The organism is Acidovorax sp. 59 (assembly GCF_002754175.1).
GTDB lineage: Bacteria > Pseudomonadota > Gammaproteobacteria > Burkholderiales > Burkholderiaceae_C > Acidovorax > Acidovorax delafieldii.
On record NZ_PEET01000001.1, the window covers coordinates 4749585 to 4767076 of the forward strand.

Genomic DNA, 17492 nt, shown 5'->3' on the forward strand with positions numbered 1-17492 from the left:
AAGTGGCTAGGGTGCAGTAGGCTTACGTGGCTTCCACCGGAGAGCAGGTTTTTCTACCCAATGCCAAGACATAACTGCAAGGCTGAGCGCCCCTAGCACGCTCAGCGTGAAAGCGTTAGAAAAACTGAGCTGATTAGCAAAGCTCCAGATAACTAACTGCTGTACAGGGAAACCATAAATGTAGAGCCCGTATGAGAAATCGCCAAAGCGCCCCGCACTCGCGAACCCTGGTGTACTGCAACTGCCCCAGATGACAGCGAGTGCCCCCAACGCCCACAAAGGCGCCTGCCCGCCAAGAATCGGTGTGCCCCACTGCAGCAATACTCCGCAAGCTACGAGGAAAATTAATGCGGAGGTCCACGGACGAGGTCGCCAAAAGCGTTCCCCCCGTGCGAGGGCAGCACCTAAGGAAAAAACAATCGCATATTGCAGTGCAAATGACCACTGGGGAAACGCAGGTCCACGATAACGCCACTGTAGCCAGGCGGTAAGTAAAAAGAAAACTCCCAACGGTGCCCAGCGCCAGCGCATTACTCCCATTGCTCCTAGAACGGCTAGCCCCGCATAGCAGCCCACCTCCAGGGGAATTGTCCACAGAGGCCCATTGACCGAGCCCGGATGAGGATTGCTAACAAAAACGCCTGGCAGGCTGGTGTGGGTGCTGAGAATTAGGTTACCCAGGTGCTGGCGCGTCTCGTGATGGTCCAAATACGCAGCGAACGGTAGCTCGGTGAGCAATGGACCTAGCACTAGCACGGCGAGCAGTACAACCACCGTCAGGCCCGGCCAGATTCGCAGGGCACGGCGCATCGCAAAGCGCCCTACATGGGGATCAGCGCCCCAGGACTTGCTGACTAGGTATCCGCTGATCGCGAAGAACATCACCACCCCAGCCGCGCCTGGCTCGTTGCCAAAAAACAGTGGGGTTGATTGCCCCATGAGCGCAAACTGGTGACTCCAAATTACCAGTAGCGCTGCCATCATTCGCAGAGCGTCAAAGTTGTTGGTGCGATGGTGCTTTCTTTGTGGCAGCGGGGGCTCCAGGAGATGCGAGGAGCTCGGGCCTGGTGAATGCACAACGAGGTTAAACCCGGCGCGCCAGCTCGGCCGCCTTGCCCACATAGCTGCCGGGCGTCATCGCCAGCAGTCGGTCCTTTTCGGCCTGAGGAATCTCCAGCGACTGGATCAACCCGTGCAGCGCTTCGGCCGTCACGGTCTTGCCCCGGGTCACTTCCTTGAGCTTTTCGTAGGCGCCCTGCACTCCAAAGCGGCGCATCACCGTCTGGATGGGTTCAGCTAGCACTTCCCAGGACGCGTCCAGGTCTTCGGCCAGGGCTTCTTCGTTGATTTCGAGTTTGTTCAGGCCCGTGAGCAACGAGGCATAGGCCAGCGTGGCGTAGCCCAGGGCCACGCCCATGTTGCGCAGCACGGTGCTGTCGGTCAGGTCACGCTGCCAGCGGCTGATGGGCAGCTTTTCGGACAGGTGCTTGAGCAGCGCGTTGGCCAGGCCCAGGTTGCCTTCGGCGTTCTCGAAGTCGATGGGGTTGACTTTGTGCGGCATGGTGGACGAGCCGATTTCGCCCGCCTTGAGGCGCTGCTTGAAGTAGCCTAGGCTCACGTAACCCCAGATGTCGCGCGAGAGGTCGATCAGGATGGTGTTGGCACGGGCGACGGCATCGAACAGCTCGGCCATGTAGTCATGGGGCTCGATCTGGATGCTGTACGGCTGGAAAGTCAGGCCCAGGCCCAGAGGCTCGGGTGTCTCGATGACCTTCTTGCTGAAGGCTTCCCAGTCAAAGTCGGGCCAGGCAGACAGGTGGGCGTTGTAGTTGCCCACTGCACCGTTCATCTTGCCCATGATCTTGACGCTGGCGATGCGGTCGCAGGCGGTTTGCAGGCGCATCACCACGTTGGCCATTTCCTTGCCCACGGTGGTGGGGCTTGCCGTCTGGCCGTGGGTGCGGCTGAGCATGGGCACTTCGGCAAAGGCGTGTGCCATTTCGCGCAGCTTGAGCACGATGCGGTCCAGCCCTGGCAGCACCACCTGGTCGCGACCCGAGCGCAGCTGCAGGGCGTGGCTGGTGTTGTTGATGTCTTCGCTGGTGCAGGCAAAGTGCACGAACTCGGAGGCTTTTTCCAGCTCGGGGCGTGCCTCGAACTTGCTCTTGATCCAGTATTCGACCGCCTTCACGTCGTGGTTGGTGGTCTTCTCGATCTCCTTGATGGCTGCAGCATCGGCCTCGGAGAAGTTCTTGACCAGGCCCAGCAAGTAAGCGCGCGCTCCGGTGGTGAGGGGCTTGAACTCTGCAAACCCTGCATCCGACAAGGCAATGAACCACGCCACTTCCACTTGCACGCGGCGGTGCATGTAGCCGTGCTCGCTCATGATCGGGCGAAGGGCGGCAAGTTTGGGGGCGTAACGGCCGTCAAGCGGCGACAGGGCGGTGATGGTGGACAGGCTCATGGCGCACGATTGTAGGCGGGGCCGGTCGGCGGGGTTTGTGGGGGCGGCGCATCAGTCAGCCTCATGCCGGGTCGCTGTCGATAGAATCAAACCCGAATTGTTCAGCATTCCCCGCGCACTGGAAGACACACCATGAAATTGATCGGAGCCACCGCCAGCCCCTACGTGCGCAAAGTACGTATCGTGATGGCTGAGAAAAAGCTCGACTACCAGTTCGTGCAAGAAAACGTCTGGGCAGACGACACCCATATCTCTGCATCCAACCCCCTGGGCAAGGTACCCTGTCTGGTGATGGAAGGCGGCGAGGCTGTGTTTGACTCGCGCGTCATCGTCGAATACCTCGACACCCTGTCGCCCGTGGGCAAGCTCATCCCTTCCCAGGGCCGCGAGCGCGCTGAAGTCAAAACCTGGGAGGCCCTGGCCGACGGCGTGATGGATGCCGGCATCCTGGCCCGCCTGGAAGCCACCTGGGTTCACCGCAAGGACAGCGAACGCAGCCAGGCCTGGATCGACCGCCAACTGCTCAAGGTGAACGATGGCCTCAAGTCCATGAGCCAGGGGCTGGGCGACAAGCCCTATTGCAGCGGCATCCACCTGAGCCTGTCGGACATCGCCGTGGGTTGCGCTCTGGGTTGGCTGGAGTTCCGCTTTCCCGAGATCGCCTGGCGCAGCGAGTACCCCAACCTGGGCAAGCTGCTCGACAAGCTGATGCAGCGCCCGAGTTTCGCGGACACCAAGCCCGCCTGACCCCGCCGCTCGGCTGCTGAAAGGCTCCGGCAAGCCCGTCCTCCCGCAGAGTGCCGCGGGTCTTTGTGCAGTCCGGTCCCCTGCTTGCCGTATGCTCCCGGGCGTATGAACGAAATGGTTCAAAACCCACCCCCCACCGTTGGTACCAGGGCGACCCGCCAGCGCGCCGCACGCGAGGCCGCTGCCACGCCGGGCGCCGACCGGGTGCGCGTGAACGACCCAGACCGCACCATGGCCAACATCCTGCAGGTGGCCACGGCAGAGTTTGCCGACAAGGGCCTGGCTGGGGCCCGCATCGACGAGATCGCGGCACTGACCAGCACCAGCAAGCGCATGATCTACTACTACTTTGGTAGCAAGGAAGGTCTGTATGTGGCGGTGCTGGAAGACGCCTACCGCCGCATCCGGCGCATTGAGTCCGAGCTGCACCTCGAAGACCTGGCGCCCGAGCAGGCGCTGCGCACGCTGGTCGGTTTCACGGTGGACTACCAGCTTGCCAATCCCGACTTCATCCGCCTGGTCATGAACGAGAACATGCACCGGGGCGAGTACATCACCCAATCCGCCACGATCCAGGAACTGAATATTCCGGTCATCCATGCCGTGCGCGACGTGTACCAGCGTGGCGTGGCAGCGGGGGTTTTTCGTCCGGATGTGGACCCTGTCGATCTGCACATGTCGATTTCGGCGCTGTGCTTTTTCAACGTGGCCAACCGCCACACCTTTGGCGCGATCTTCAAGCGCTCGCTGGATACGCCTGCCGCCACGGCGCAACGCCGTGAATCGATCATTGAAATGATCGTGCGCTTTCTGCGGCCCTGAATCGAATCCCCCCGGCGCGCTGCGCGCCTGGCACCCCGCTGTTCTTCAGGGCCATGAGCCGGAGGACGCTCTTCGCCGGGCGTGGTTGACCCATCCATCGCGGCCCCACGCCGCGCCACCCAGCACTACCCTATCGCTGTTCGCGAGCAGGGTTTGCACCTAGATCAAATACTAACCAGTTCGTACAAAATTAAATCCACGAACTGATAACGACTGGAGACACCATGCTTGCACTGGCCGACCGCTGGCTCGGGCGATACACCCGCGCACTCGACATGCTTTCCGGCCTGTGTCTGGCCATCATGGTGGTGCTGGTGTTCGGCAACGTGGTGCTGCGCTACACGGTGAACTCGGGCATCACGGTGTCCGAAGAGCTGTCGCGATGGCTGTTTGTGTGGCTGACCTTCATGGGGGCCGTGGTGGCTTTGCGAGAGCATGGACACCTGGGCACCGATGTCTTGGTGTCCCGCCTGCCCGCTGCGGGCAAGAAGGTCTGCCTGGTTCTCGCACAGATCTCGATGCTGTATGTCTCCTGGCTGCTGCTCAAAGGCAGCTGGGCCCAGATGCTGATCAATGCCGACACCGAGGCGCCGGTGACCGGGGCGTCCGTGGGCATCTTCTATGCCAGCGGTGTGCTCATGGGCGCATCAGCCATTGCCATTCTGGTCCGCGATCTGCTGCGCACGCTCTTTGTGCCACTGGGCGAGCATGAGCTGGTCATGGTGCAGGAAAGCGAAGAACTCGCGGCACTGCAACACCGCACGGAAGACGCCAGTGCCAGCACTCCCGCTGCAGGCCCCCGTCGCTGACCCCTCATTTGCACTGGAACGCGCACCATGACCGTCACCATCTTCCTCGGTTCCCTGCTGCTCGCCATGGCGATCGGCGTCCCCATCGCTTTCGCTCTGCTCCTCTGCGGTGTGGCGCTGATGTGGCATCTCGACCTGTTCGATGCTCAAATCCTCGCGCAGAACGTGATCAATGGCGCGGACAGCTTCCCGCTGCTGGCCGTGCCGTTTTTCATGCTGGCGGGCGAGATCATGAATGTGGGCGGGCTGTCCAAGCGCATCGTGAAGCTGGCGCTCACCGTGGTGGGCCATGTCCCCGGCGGGCTGGGCTACGTGGCCATCATGGCGGCCGTGATCCTGGCGGCAGTGTCGGGCTCGGCCGTGGCGGATGCGGCGGCACTCGCGTCGCTGCTGCTGCCCATGATGGTGGCTGCGGGGCACAACAAGGAGCGTTCGGCGGGCTTGATTGCCTCCGCCGGGATCATCGCGCCAGTGATACCGCCCTCGATCGGCTTTGTGATCTTTGGCGTAGCCGCCAACGTGTCCATCAGCAAGCTGTTCCTTGCGGGCATTGTTCCCGGTGTGCTGCTGGGGCTCTCGCTGGCTGTGACGTGGTGGTGGCTGGTGCGGCGCGAGAACGTGGCGCCGCCGAAGCGCGCAACGCGCGCCGAGCTGCTGCTGGCGTTGCGCGAAGCCGTCTGGGCCCTGGGCCTGCCCATCATCATCCTGGTGGGTCTGCGCATGGGGGTGTTCACACCCACCGAGGCCGCTGTGGTGGCCGCCGTCTACTCGTTGTTTGTCGCGATGGTCGTGTACCGTGAGCTGACCCTGCGTCAGCTGGTGGAGATCTTTCAGACCTCCGCACGCACCAGCGCCGTGGTGATGTTTCTGGTCGCTGCAGCCATGGTGTCGGCCTGGCTCATCACCGTGGCCGACCTCCCGTCTGCTGTCATCGGCATGCTGGAGCCCTTCATGGGCAACCAGACGTTGTTGCTGATCGCGATCATGGTGCTGGTCATGGTGGTGGGCACCGCGATGGATATGACGCCGACCATCCTCATCCTCACGCCCGTGCTGATGCCGGTGGTCAAGGCGGCGGGCATTGACCCGGTGTACTTCGGCGTGCTGTTCATCATCAACAACGCCATTGGCCTCATCACGCCGCCCGTGGGCACCGTGCTCAACGTGGTGGCCGGGGTGGGCCGCATTTCCATGTCGCAAGTCACCCGGGGCGTCATGCCGTTCATGGTGGCGCAGTTGATCGTCATGTTCCTGCTGGTGCTGTTCCCGTCCATCGTTCTCGTGCCCTTGCGCCTGCTGGGGGGCTGACCCTCCCTCCCGCGCCTACCGTTTCTGCCTGCCAAAAAACCAAGGAGACCATCCCATGAAGCTGCTCAAGACCCTGCTCGCCACGGCCCTCGTCGCCGCATCGCTGCTGCCCGCTGCGCACGCGCAGGAGCGCACCATCAAGTTCGCCTTCCAGAACCAGAAGGACCACCCGCAGGCCCAGGGCGCGCAAAAGTTTGCCGACCTGGTGGCGGCCAAGACCAACGGCCGCATTGCCGTCAAGCTCTTCCCCGGCGGCACGCTGGGCGGCGACCTGCAGACCGTGTCGGCGCTGCAAGGTGGCACGGTGGAGATGACGGTGCTCAACGCGGGCATTCTGTCGGCCCAGGCCAAGGAATTCGGCATCTACGACTTCCCCTTCCTGTTCGCTACGCCCCAAGAGGCTGACGCCGTGACGGACGGCCCCTTCGGCAAGAAGCTGCTCGACAAGCTGCAGGCCAAGAACCTGGTGGGCCTGGGTTATTGGGAGCTGGGCTTTCGCAACCTCACCAACAGCAAGCGCCCCATCACCAAGGCTGAAGACATTGCAGGCCTCAAGATCCGCGTGATCCAGTCGCCCATCTACATCGACATGTTCAACGCGCTGGGCGCCAATGCCGTGCCCATGCCCTTCCCCGAGCTGTACACGGCCATGGAGCAGAAGGCCGTGGACGGCCAGGAGAACCCGTTCTCCACCATCCTGTCGTCCAAGTTTGCGGAGGTGCAGAAGTACCTGACCGTGACGCGCCACATGTACAACCCCCAGGCCGTGATCGTGAGCAAGAAGTTCTGGGACAGCCTGAACCCTGCTGACCAAAAGGCGCTGACCGACGCCATGGCCGAGGCCACCACCTTCCAGCGCGGTGTGTCGCGCGTGCAGGCCAATGTGGCGCTGGAAGACCTCAAGAAGGCCGGCATGCAGGTGTCCGAGTTCTCGCCTGCCGAGCTGGACAAGCTGCGCGCCAAGGTGAAACCCGTGGTCGAAAAGCACAGCGAAAAAGTGGGCGCAGAGACGGTGAAAGAGGTCTACGCCACGCTGGCCAAGCTGCGCGGCGGCAAGTAAGCCCCACGCTGCCCTCCCTGCACGGCTGCCAGTGACCCCGCCACGCCCGGCCGTGCATTCACCCCGTATCCCGCCCGCCCCATGAGCATCCAGCTGCTTGATCCCCCGGTCACCACACCCACGTCCGCCATGCCATCCACAAGCCCCCGCAAGGTGCTGATCGGACTGATCGGTGCCGGTATCCAGAAATCGCTGTCGCCCGCGCTGCACGAAGAAGAAGCGCGCCACCACGGCATGCGCCTGCACTACCAGCTCATCGACCTGGACCGCTCTGCTTCCTCGGCGGAGCATCTGCCCACGCTGTTGTCGGCGGCGCGCATCATGGGCTACGCGGGCTGCAACGTGACCTACCCCTGCAAGCAGGCGGTGATTCCGCACCTCGACAGCCTGTCCGAAGAAGCGCGCGCCATGGGCGCCGTGAACACCGTGGTCATCCAGGGCGGAAAACTCGTGGGCCACAACACCGACGGATCGGGCTGGACCTGGGGCTTTACCCGCGCACTGCCTGGCGCCGACCTGCGCCGCGTGGTGCTGCTCGGCGCGGGCGGTGCCGGCGCTGCGATTGCACACGCCGTGCTGCGGCTGGGCGTCGAGCACCTGAGCATCGTCGATGCGCAGCCCGAGCGTGCGGCTCAACTGGCAGCCGACGTGAATGCGCTGTACGGCGTCCGGGCCGAAGCCTCCGACATCCAATCGGCCATGGCGCAGGCCACAGGCCTGATCCACGCCACGCCCACGGGCATGGACAAACTGCCCGGCCTGCCACTCGATGTGGCCCTGCTGCGGCCCCCGATGTGGGTGTCCGAAGTGGTGTATTTCCCGCTCGACACCGCCCTGGTACAGGCCGCACGCGCGCTGGGCTGCCGGGTGTCCGACGGCGGTGGCATGGCTGTGGGCCAGGCCGTGGGCGCGTTCGAACTGTTCACCGGCGAGGCGCCCGATGCGGCGCGCATGGATGCGCATTTCCGCCGCCTGGTCAGCACGCGCTGATGCCACTGCCCGCCGCAACCCTCAAGGAACCGACACCATGAGCACCCCAATGATGGCCGCCCGCGAAACGCTGGGCGAACTGCCCAACCCCCTGGGCCTGCAGGGCGTGGAGTTCATCGAATACGCCACCAGCCGTCCGCAGGCGCTGGGCCAGGCGCTGGAGCGCATGGGCTTTCAGCCCGTGGCGCGCCACCGCTCGCGCGAGGTGCTGCTGTACCGCCAGGGCGACATGAACATCATCGTCAACGCCCACCAGGACAAAGAGCTCACCGGCGTGCACGCCCCGCCCGCGCTCACCGAAGCGCCGGTGCTCGCCGCCATTGCTTTTCGCGTGGGCAATGCGGCCGCGGCCTACCGCCGGGTGCTGGAACTGGGTGCCTGGGCCGTGCACACCGAGGTCGAGGTGATGGAGCTGAACATCCCCGCCATCCACGGGGTGGGTGCCAGCCGCATCTACTTTGTCGACCGCTGGAAGGAGTTCTCCATCTACGACGTGGACTTTGTGCCCATCCCCACCGTCAACCAGCGCCCGCCCGCGTTGCAGGGCCTGCACCTGTTTGGCGTGGTGCAGTACATCGGCCTGGGCCGTGGGGAGGACTGGATCCACTTCTACAGGGAACTGTTTGGCTTCGCCGAGCTGGCACCGGACCAGTCGTTTGGCGTGCTCACCCACGGTCGCATCCTGGCCAGCCCCTGTGGCACGCTGCATTGGCAGCTCATCGAACCGCTGGTCGATGCGCTGGAAGCCGACCCCGAAGAGTTGCTGCAACGTGTGGCCTTTGGCGCGCCCGACGTGCTGGCCACGGTGCAAGCGCTGCGCGAGCGCGGCGTGGACTTCGTCGAGTCCCCCACCGGCGTGCACACGGGCACGCGCGGCGCCCTCACCCGCGCAGATGCCGGCGCTCCCAGCTTCGAACTGGTGCTGGACGCACGCTGAGCCTGGAGACTGCCCCATGCGCACATCCACCATGCAACGCAACGTCGCCGACTTTGGCATGGACACCATCAGCCTGGCCGGCCCGCTGGAGGCCAAGCTCGCCGCCGTCAAGGCCGCCGGATTTGGCCAGATCATGCTGGCCGCGCGCGACATCGTGGGCCACCCCGAGGGCATCGAGGCCGCCGTGCACGCCGTGCGCAGCAGCGGCTTGCGGGTGACGGGCTTCCAGGTGCTGCGCGATTTTGAAGGCTTGTCCGGCCACCTGCACAGCTACAAGGTGGACATCGCCAAGCAGATGATCCTGATGGCGCGTGACCTGGGCGCGCCCGTGCTGCTGGCATGCAGCTCCACGTCTTCGCACGCCACGTCTGACGCCGATGCGATTGCGCGCGACCTGCGCAAGCTGGCCCTGCTGGCGCTGCCCCATGGCATCCGCGTGGCGTTTGAGGGCCTCTCCTGGGGCCGCCACATCAACGAGGTGCACCAGGCCTGGGCCGCCGTGGAACAGGCCGATTGCCCCAACCTCGGGCTGGCCATTGATTCGTACCACCAGTTCGCCACCAGCACGCCGCTCGCGGCGCTGGAGGACGTGGACCCCGCCAAGATCTACCTCGTGCAGCTGTCCGACTTCATGTGGCAGGAAACGCGCACAGTGCAAGAGCGCATCGAGACCGCGCGGCACTTTCGCGTGTTCCCTGGCGAAGGCGTGCACAGCAAGGCGCTGGCCGAACTGGTACGCACGCTGGACGGCATGGGCTACCAGGGCGATTACAGCTTTGAGGTCTTCAACGACGACTACCAGCAGCTGCCTCTGCCCTATGTGGCGCAACGGGCGTGGAACAGTGCGCTGTGGCTGGCCGAAGGCGTGTTGCAACGCGCAGTGCCCTTGCCCGGGCATTCGCGCATCCGGGCAGTGGGGTGAAGAGGGTGAGCGGGCCCCGGGGACCCTGTGCACGAATCGCCGCGCCGTGAGCATCTGCGGTCTCGGGCAGCCTGCGGTGTTGCAACACTTCGCAATAGCGACAGCTGATGCTGCGTTTTGCGCCTAGCAGACCATTCCGATCCACAGCGCCCACTTACCGCTCGATGCGTGCAGCGGATCCCTAGCTGTTGGCGCGCTTTTTGAGCCAGCGCATCAGTGCGCCCACCACGGGCAGCTTTTCGTACAGCTCTTCGGCCGCATCCCAGTAGTCGCGGTGCAGCGTCACCAGACCCTGTTCGTCCAGCACCAGGTGCGAGGCACCACGCACCGTCTGCGTCACGCCCTTGTGAAAGTCCTTGAACGCGAACAGGAAGTCCCAGGTCAAGAAGCACTGCGTGCCCTGCACCACCCGGCCGGTGACCACAAAACGCGGCTGCTCCAGCGCCTCGAACATGTGGGCAAAAATGGCCTGGATGGCAGGCACGCCCTGCACCTCGTTGAAGGGGTCCTTGAAGCGCGCCTGTGGTGCGTAGAAATGGCCAATGGCCGCTATGTCGGCAGGCGAGAGGTTTTCAAAGAACGCGACAACGCGCGTGACGGCTTCTTCGGTGGATGGGGATGTGTTCGGGAGCTGCATCGAAAAAGTCAAAGGCCTGTGAAGCGACGAACGGCGGGGAAGTACCAACGGTACGGCAACAGCCGCAGCAGCTTCATCACGCGTGTGAAACGCTTGGGAAAGTGGATGTCGAAATGCCCCCGCTCCCAGCCCTGCACGATGGCTGCCGCTGCTGCTTCGGGTGAGATGAGGGCTGGCATGGTGAAGTCGTTGCCCGCCGTGAGTGGCGTGGCCACAAAACCAGGGTTGATCACGCTCACGCCCATGCCCAGGTCGTGCAGGTCCAGGTACAGCGCCTCGGCCAGGTTGATGAGGGCCGCCTTGGTGGGCCCATAGGCCAGGCTCTTGGGCAGGCCGCGAAAGCCTGCCACGCTGCTGATAAGGCTCACGTGGCCTGGGCGCCCGGCCTCCGCTGCGGCCAGCATGGCGGGCAACACGGCGGCCAGCACGTGCAGCACGCCGTTGTAGTTGATCTGCTCATGGCGCAGCATCACGGCCAGATCGAAGTCGGTGGCGCGCATGTCGCGGTAGTAGCCCGCGCAGTAGCACACCAGGTCGGGCGCCCCTCCCGCGAGCACCTGCGCTGCGGCGGCCTGCACCTGTGCCGGTTCGGCAGTGTCAAAAGCCAGCGCCATGCTTCCGGGGTGCTGCACGACAAAGGCGTTCAGTGCGTCACCGCTGCGCGCCGACACGATGACCTGCGCACCGCGCGCATGCAGCGCGGCTGCGGTGGCCCGGCCAATGCCACTGCTGGCCCCGATGAGCCAGGCACGGCGGCCCTGCCAGTCGCGCAAGGGAGGGTTGAGGCTCATGGTGCGCGTTTGGTGAAGGACAGCGTGATCTCGCCCAGGCGCACGCCGAACTTGGTCATGGTGGCGCGGTTGAGCATCACCCGGTCGTCGATGAGGTACATCCAGTCGTCCAGGTCCACGTTGTAGACCTTGCCATCCACCGGCAGGGCCAGCGTGTAGTTCCAGCGGAAGGCGTTGCCGCGCGTCTGGCCGTTGGCCGTGCCCACCACATCGTCGGCGGTGCCGGTGTAACGGCCGTCCGCGTGCTTGGTCAGGCGCCAGATGCGGCGCTGTGTGGTGCCGTCGGAGTAGGTGAAGGCTTCATCCAGCACGCCCTCGTTGCCTTTCCAGCTGCAGTCCATCACCACGGTGAAGCGTTTGACGATCTGGCCGCTGCGGTCCTGGAAGATGCCGTAGGCGTCGATCTTGCCGTTGAAATAATGGGCCAGGTCCAGCACCGGTTTCTCGGTGGCGTAGCCATCCAGGTTCTGGCTGGCGCAGCCGGACAGCACCACGGGCGCAGCCACAGCGGCGGAGAGGAGGAGGCGTCTTTGCATCATGGGTTGTGCCTTGGGGGTATGGGTGTCAGGTTCCAGCCATCGCCGCACCGCGTGGGTGCCGCAGAAAAAGGACGTACAGCGCTGCTGCTGCCGCCAGCTTGAGCGCGCAGGGCAGCACGGCGTAGGCCAGGCCCAGTGTCTGCAGGCCGTCATCGCTGCGCGTGCCCGGCGTGTAGCCCAGCCAGCTCAGCAGGGGCAGCGCCAGGCCTGCTGCCAGGGCCAGGTTGAGCTTGGTGGCAAAGTTCCACCAGCCGAAGTACGCGCCCTCGTGCCGGCCGCTGTCGCCCTCGGCCGCGATCACGCCCGCCAGCAGGGCGCTGGGCAGGGCCAGGTCCGTGCCCAGGGCCACGCCTGACAGCGCGCAGACCATGAGGAACGGCAACACATCACCCGCGCCCAGAAACGCCGTCCACACAAACACGGCAATCGCCAGCAGCATGCCCGACAGCCAGGCGCGCGCCAGGCCCCAGCGCGCCACGGCACGCAGCCACAGCGGAATGGACAGCGCCGCACAGACAAAATAGGCCGCGAGGAACAAGGGCTCCTGCGCAGGCGGGGCCTGCAGGCGGTCTTGAATGAAGAACAGCACCAGCGTGGCCGGGATGGCGCTGGCGATGCCGTTGAGCATGAACACGGCCAGCAGGCGGCGAAAGGCAGCCCGTCCCCAGGGCCGCCACAGGCTGGCGCGCTGTGCCGGTCGGTACACGCCTGCCACGGCCTCAGCATGGTCTGCGGGGCGTGGGGCTCTGGTCCACGCCCACCAGCCCAGCAGCAGGGTGAGGGCAAACACACTGAGCATCACCGGCAGGCCCAGCAGCGCGGGCAGCACCGAAGCCAGCACCACGCCCACCAGCGCGGCGCCCTCACGCCAGGCCACGATGCGGCCGCGCTGCAGCTCATCGCCACCCAGCCGTGCGCCCCAGGACTGGTGCGCAATGCCCAGCTGGCTATAGGCCGTGTAGGTGATGAGCAGTGCCACCAGTGCCCACGCAATCAGCGCATCGGCCCCGCGCACCAGCGGAAAGAACAGGCTGGTCAGCCCCAGCGCCAGCACCACAGCCGACACCGCGCCCACCGCCAGCACGGCGCGCACCGAGCGGCCGAACAGGTGGTCGGACAGACGTCCCAGCAGCGGGTCGGACACCGCGTCAAACAGCCGCGCCGCCAGCAGCACCGAGCCCAGCGTGGCCAGTGGCATGCCGAACTCGCGGGCGTAGTGATTGGGCAACAGCACATACAGCGGCAGCGCCACAAAAGCCAGCGGCAGGCCCAACAGCCCATAGGCCAGGCCTTGGCCGGCGCGAATGGGTGTGTGGGTGGTCATTGCTGCCCTTGGCCCGCCGTGCGGGTGGCGGCGATCAGCTCTTGCCGCAGCCCGGGCTCGGAGGTCTGTGGCGACAGCCAGATGCCGAAGAACAGGCGCGAGAACTCGGCGTCGGGCACCTCGCCCACCACACGCCCGCCCATCTTGAACACGGCGCCCGCGCCGGGCTGGTACAGGCCCAGCAACCGGTCGCCCGCCTTCACATCTGGCAAGGCGGCGGCCAGCGCCTGCTGCCAGCGCGTGGCCTGCTGGGGCGTGAAGCTGCCGACGCGGCGCATCTCCTCGATGGAGCGCTTGGCGATGGCGTCGGCCGAAAAATCGCGGTGGTAGGTCAGCTCCAGCGCCAAGGGGTGGGCAGCGTAGTTGTCGGCGTCAAAGCCGGGCTGCACCCACAGCCGCGCGCGGTAGATCTCAAACCCCAGAAAGCGCAGCACGCCCTGCCCCACCAACCGCGCACCCGACAGCGGGGCTGCAGCGGCGGCGCTGGCCTCTGCCACCTGCGCCAGCGCGGTTTGCGGGCCAAAAGCCATCAATGCGCTAGTGAATATTGCGGCGATAGCTATGTTTTTCATAGCAATTCTCGGTCCTTGATCAGTCCTTGACCAGCGTGTACTGCACCAGGTCGATGTTGCTCATCGCAAACGCTGCTTCGCAGTACGCGAGGTAGAACTCCCAGATGTGCATGAAGCGCTGGTCAAAGCCCAGCTGCAGGATCTGGGTGCGCTGCGCCAGAAAACGTTCGCGCCAGCGCTTGAGGGTTTCGGCGTAGTCCTGACCAAACGCGAACTCGTCCGCCACGCGCAGGCCCGCCGCCTCGGCTTCGCGGCGGAACTCGCGCGGGCAGGGCAGGCAGCCGCCTGGGAAGATGTATTGCTGGATGAAGTCGGTGGAACTGATGTAGCGGTCGAACAGGCTGTCGTCGATGACGATGCTCTGGATGCAGGCCTTGCCGCCGGGCTTGAGCAGCCGGTTCACCGACTGGAAGTAGGTGGGCCAGTATTCGCGGCCCACGGCCTCGACCATCTCGATGGAGCATATGGCGTCGTACGGGCCGTCCTGGATGTCGCGGTAGTCCTGCAGGCGCAGGTCGGCACGCTCGGCCACCCCCTGCTGCGCCATGCGCTTTTGCGCAAACGCGAGCTGCTCGGTGGAGAGCGTCACCCCCGTCAGGCGGGCGCCGAATTCGACGGTCGCCATCTCGGCCAGCGCGCCCCAGCCGCAGCCGATCTCCAGCACGCGGGAACCGGGCTCCACCCCCGCCATGCGCAAGGCGCGACGCACCTTGGCGTGCTGCGCGGTGCGCATATCACCGCCCGCATCGCCCTCAAACCAGGCGGACGAGTAGTTCATCGTGTCGTCCAGCCAGAGTTCGTAGAACGCATTGCCCAGGTCGTAGTGGGCGTGGATGTTCTTCTGGCTGTTGGCGCGGGTGTTGCGGTTGAGCAGGTGCTTGATGCGGTACAGCAGCCGGCCCGCCCAGGTGCCGTAGATCACGCCTTCGACCTGCTGGCGGTTGGCGATGAAGAGCTTGAGCAGGTCGGTCAGGTGCGGCGTGGTCCAGTCGCCCGCGATGTAGCTCTCGGCAAAGCCGATGTCGCCCGACTTGAGTGCGGCGCTGCACACATTCCAGTTCTTGAGCGTGATCGCGGCCGAGGGACCGTTCCCGTGGCCGAAGTGCTGCAGGGTGCCGTCGGGCAGTTGCACCGTGAGGTGACCGTGCTGCAGCTTGTGCAGCAGCTTGAGCGCTGTGCGTGCGGCTGCGGGGGTGCCGGCGGGCAGGGCTTGGGCAGAGCGGGGGGCGGTGGTGGAGTTCATGGCGGTCTCGTTCGTCATGGAAATCAACGGGTCACGGCGGCGGCGGGCGCCTCGGGCTTGCGGTGGAAACGCACGCGCTTGAGCCACAGCTGCAGCGCGTGCCAGTGGATGCGGGCGATGATGGCCAGCGTCATGGCGGGGTAGCCCCAGAGCGCCTGGCGCAGGGTCTGTGCGGTGATGGCCTGCAGGGTGCCGCTCACGCTGGTCTGGATGAGGGGGCCGGTGTCGTCGTCGTGGTCGATACGCACCACGGTGCGGCCTGCGTCCTGTGCACCTGCCTCGGTGCGCATGAAACGAAAGCGGTAACCGCCGCTCACCTCGCAGAAAGGAGACACGTGGAACACCTTGCGTGCTTGCTGTTCCGCGCCGTACTGCGGCGCATCCAGCAGGTAGCAGTGGCGCTCGCCAAAGGTGTTGTTCACCTCTACCACGATGGCGCGCAGGTGGCCGTCCGCACGGTGGCAGTACCAGAAGCTCACGGGCTTGAAGGTGTAGCCCAGCACGCGGGGGTAGCAGTGCAGCCAGACCTCGCCCGTGGCGTCGGTGATGCCTTCGGTGCGCAGCAGTTCGTCCAGCCAGGCCAGCGCCCCGCCCTGTGCCGCGCTGCGGCCGTCGCCGTGGTCCACGTCATGGAAGCTGATGGCGCCACGCCGGTTCACAGCCAGCTCCCCACGCATGCCGGGCAGGCTGCGCATCGGCAGCATCAGGAAAAACGTGGGGTAGGCGAACGCATGCCGCCGGGGCCGCAGCCGCGTGTGGCGCACCTGGCCGAAGCCGATCAGGGGCGCTGCGGTGGGGGCCGGCGCGTGGCTCACGCGGCCTCCGCCAAGGGGGCTGGCAGGGCCGCCCGCAATTGTTCGGCCACGGCCAGGCCGGATTTCAGCCCGTCCTCGTGGAAGCCGTAGCCCGTCCAGGCGCCGCAGAACCAGGTGTGCTGCTGCCCTTGCAGCTTGCCCACCTGCTGCTGCGCGCGGATGGCGGCCATATCGAACACCGGGTGGGCGTATTCGTAGCTGCCGATCACGTGCTCGGGCGCAATGTCACGCACCGGGTTGAGCGACACCACCACGGGCTGCGCGAACGGCACGGGCTGCAGCTGGTTGATGAGGTAGTGCAGGCACACGCGGGCCGACTCTCGGCTGCGCTGTTGGGCGCGCTCATAGTTCCACGCGGCCCAGGCGGCGCGGCGCTGGGGCAGCACCGACGTATCGGTGTGCAGCACGGCGCGGTTGGCCTGGTAGCGGATGGCGCCGAGCACGGCGCGCTCCTGGGTCGTCGGCTGGGCCAGCAGCGCGAGCGACTGGTCAGAGTGTGTGGCCAGCACCACCTTGTCAAAGTGTTCGGTGCGGTCTGCAGTCACCACGCGCACACCGGCGGCATCGCGCTCAATGCGGCGCACGGGCGTGTTCAGGCGCTTGTCGGCAATGCCCGCCACGATCTTGTCCACATAGTGGCGCGCGCCGCCGGACACCGTCCACCACTGCGGCCGGTTGCTCACCTGGATCAGGCCATGGTTGTGGCAGAACCGGATCATGGTGGCCACGGGGAACTTCAGCATCTGGTCCGTGGGGCAGCTCCAGATGCAGCCCAGCATGGGCAAGAAGTACCAGTCGCGGAACGCGTCGCCAAAGCGGTGCTCGCGCAGGAAGTCACCCAAGGGCTGCATCAGCGCGGCCTCGGCCTGCTTTTCGGCAATGCGCGTGCACAGCTTGTTGAAGCGCAGCAGGTCGCGCAGCATGCCCAGAAAGCGTGGGTTGACCAGGTTGGAGCGCTGGGCAAACACGGTGCTCAGGTTGGTGCCGCTCCATTCCAGCGCGCGGCCACCGCCCAGGGCTGCGGGCACCTGCACCGAAAACGACATGTCGGATTTGGCCGTCTCCACGCCCAGCTCGGCCAGCAGGCGGATCAGATGGGGATAGGTGCGCTCGTTGAACACCAGAAAGCCGGTGTCCACGCCGTGTGTGACCGGGGCGCCTGACGCATCGGGCAGGGTGACATCGACGGTGTGGGTGTGGCCGCCGAAGTAGTCGCCCGCCTCGAACAGCGTGATGTCCGCCTGGCCGCGCAGCTGGTGCGCGACGGAAAGCCCGGAGATGCCGGAGCCGATGATGGCGATTTTCATGACCGGCTCCCTCTGGCCGGTGCACGGAATAAAAAGGTTGCGAAGCGTCCCGAAACGAATAAGAGAGGGAGGGAGGAGAAGCGCTCCAGGAGGTCAGTCGGAACCCGGGGGCCCGAAAGGCTTCGCAACATTAAAACTGTACGCTGCGCAATCGTCTTGCGCAATGGATAGAGTGAGGCCGCTCCGGCGAAGTTCCAGAGGGCGC

The 17492-nt window shown here is 65.4% G+C and carries 18 protein-coding genes; 8 read left to right on the forward strand and 10 right to left on the reverse strand.

Features of this window, described 5'->3' with window-relative positions; genetic code table 11:
* Positions 1-6 precede the first annotated feature (6 nt).
* Together CLU87_RS21735 and purB are read right to left on the reverse strand one after the other, a co-directional pair.
* On the reverse strand, positions 7-1122 hold the full coding sequence (locus tag CLU87_RS21735) for an acyltransferase (protein ID WP_099731775.1): 1116 nt from the start codon (positions 1120-1122) through the stop codon (positions 7-9).
* Complete coding sequence (gene purB / locus CLU87_RS21740) at positions 1085-2464, reverse strand: adenylosuccinate lyase (protein WP_056056582.1); 1380 nt, start codon at positions 2462-2464, stop codon at positions 1085-1087. Before purB ends, CLU87_RS21735 begins: the two co-directional genes overlap by 38 nt.
* A 132-nt stretch (positions 2465-2596) precedes the next feature.
* Here purB and CLU87_RS21745 point away from each other — a divergent pair, with 132 nt between their 5' ends.
* From CLU87_RS21745 to CLU87_RS21780, 8 genes are all read left to right on the forward strand, one after another.
* Positions 2597-3211 carry a glutathione S-transferase N-terminal domain-containing protein gene (locus CLU87_RS21745; RefSeq protein ID WP_056742845.1) on the forward strand — a complete coding sequence of 205 codons (615 nt, stop codon included), beginning with the start codon at positions 2597-2599 and terminating at the stop codon, positions 3209-3211.
* A 105-nt stretch (positions 3212-3316) separates the two neighbouring features.
* On the forward strand, positions 3317-4033 hold the full coding sequence (locus CLU87_RS21750; protein WP_099731776.1) for a TetR/AcrR family transcriptional regulator: 717 nt from the start codon (positions 3317-3319) through the stop codon (positions 4031-4033).
* Positions 4034-4257: 224 nt separating this feature from the next.
* Entirely contained in the window at positions 4258-4842 is a 585-nt protein-coding gene (locus CLU87_RS21755; RefSeq protein ID WP_099731777.1) for a TRAP transporter small permease, read from the forward strand.
* 27 nt (positions 4843-4869) lie between these two features.
* A complete protein-coding gene (locus tag CLU87_RS21760) occupies positions 4870-6150 on the forward strand; it encodes a TRAP transporter large permease (protein ID WP_099731778.1) in 1281 nt (426 codons plus the stop codon).
* Between the two features lie 55 nt (positions 6151-6205).
* Positions 6206-7210 carry a TRAP transporter substrate-binding protein gene (locus CLU87_RS21765; RefSeq protein ID WP_099731779.1) on the forward strand — a complete coding sequence of 335 codons (1005 nt, stop codon included), beginning with the start codon at positions 6206-6208 and terminating at the stop codon, positions 7208-7210.
* A gap of 81 nt (positions 7211-7291) precedes the next feature.
* On the forward strand, positions 7292-8200 hold the full coding sequence (locus tag CLU87_RS21770; RefSeq protein ID WP_233193837.1) for a shikimate dehydrogenase: 909 nt from the start codon (positions 7292-7294) through the stop codon (positions 8198-8200).
* Positions 8201-8237: 37 nt separating this feature from the next.
* A complete protein-coding gene (locus tag CLU87_RS21775) occupies positions 8238-9137 on the forward strand; it encodes a VOC family protein (RefSeq protein WP_099731780.1) in 900 nt (299 codons plus the stop codon).
* A gap of 16 nt (positions 9138-9153) precedes the next feature.
* Positions 9154-10059 carry a sugar phosphate isomerase/epimerase gene (locus tag CLU87_RS21780; RefSeq protein ID WP_056742851.1) on the forward strand — a complete coding sequence of 302 codons (906 nt, stop codon included), beginning with the start codon at positions 9154-9156 and terminating at the stop codon, positions 10057-10059.
* Positions 10060-10240: 181 nt separating this feature from the next.
* Here CLU87_RS21780 and CLU87_RS21785 read toward each other — a convergent pair whose 3' ends face one another.
* The 8 genes from CLU87_RS21785 to CLU87_RS21820 all read right to left on the reverse strand — a co-directional run bounded on the left by CLU87_RS21785 (position 10241) and on the right by CLU87_RS21820 (position 17287).
* On the reverse strand, positions 10241-10696 hold the full coding sequence (locus CLU87_RS21785) for a nuclear transport factor 2 family protein (protein ID WP_099731781.1): 456 nt from the start codon (positions 10694-10696) through the stop codon (positions 10241-10243).
* Positions 10697-10704: 8 nt separating this feature from the next.
* Positions 10705-11487 (reverse strand): SDR family oxidoreductase, encoded by a 783-nt coding sequence (locus CLU87_RS21790; RefSeq protein ID WP_099731782.1) that lies wholly within the window; start codon positions 11485-11487, stop codon positions 10705-10707.
* Complete coding sequence (locus CLU87_RS21795) at positions 11484-12026, reverse strand: DUF3833 domain-containing protein (RefSeq protein ID WP_099731783.1); 543 nt, start codon at positions 12024-12026, stop codon at positions 11484-11486. Before CLU87_RS21795 ends, CLU87_RS21790 begins: the two co-directional genes overlap by 4 nt.
* 25 nt (positions 12027-12051) lie before the next feature.
* Positions 12052-13350 carry an MFS transporter gene (locus CLU87_RS21800; protein WP_099731784.1) on the reverse strand — a complete coding sequence of 433 codons (1299 nt, stop codon included), beginning with the start codon at positions 13348-13350 and terminating at the stop codon, positions 12052-12054.
* Positions 13347-13880, reverse strand: a complete 534-nt coding sequence (locus tag CLU87_RS21805; RefSeq protein WP_099732304.1) for a chalcone isomerase family protein — start codon at positions 13878-13880, stop codon at positions 13347-13349. The genes CLU87_RS21800 and CLU87_RS21805 overlap by 4 nt, the downstream gene beginning before the upstream one ends.
* Before the next feature lie 61 nt (positions 13881-13941).
* The gene (locus CLU87_RS21810; protein WP_099732305.1) at positions 13942-15165 is read right to left on the reverse strand and encodes a cyclopropane-fatty-acyl-phospholipid synthase family protein; all 1224 of its coding nucleotides are present in this window, start codon (positions 15163-15165) and stop codon (positions 13942-13944) included.
* A 23-nt stretch (positions 15166-15188) separates the two neighbouring features.
* Entirely contained in the window at positions 15189-15980 is a 792-nt protein-coding gene (locus CLU87_RS21815; RefSeq protein ID WP_099731785.1) for a DUF1365 domain-containing protein, read from the reverse strand.
* Positions 15977-17287 carry an NAD(P)/FAD-dependent oxidoreductase gene (locus CLU87_RS21820; RefSeq protein ID WP_099731786.1) on the reverse strand — a complete coding sequence of 437 codons (1311 nt, stop codon included), beginning with the start codon at positions 17285-17287 and terminating at the stop codon, positions 15977-15979. Before CLU87_RS21820 ends, CLU87_RS21815 begins: the two co-directional genes overlap by 4 nt.
* Positions 17288-17492: the final 205 nt, after the last annotated feature.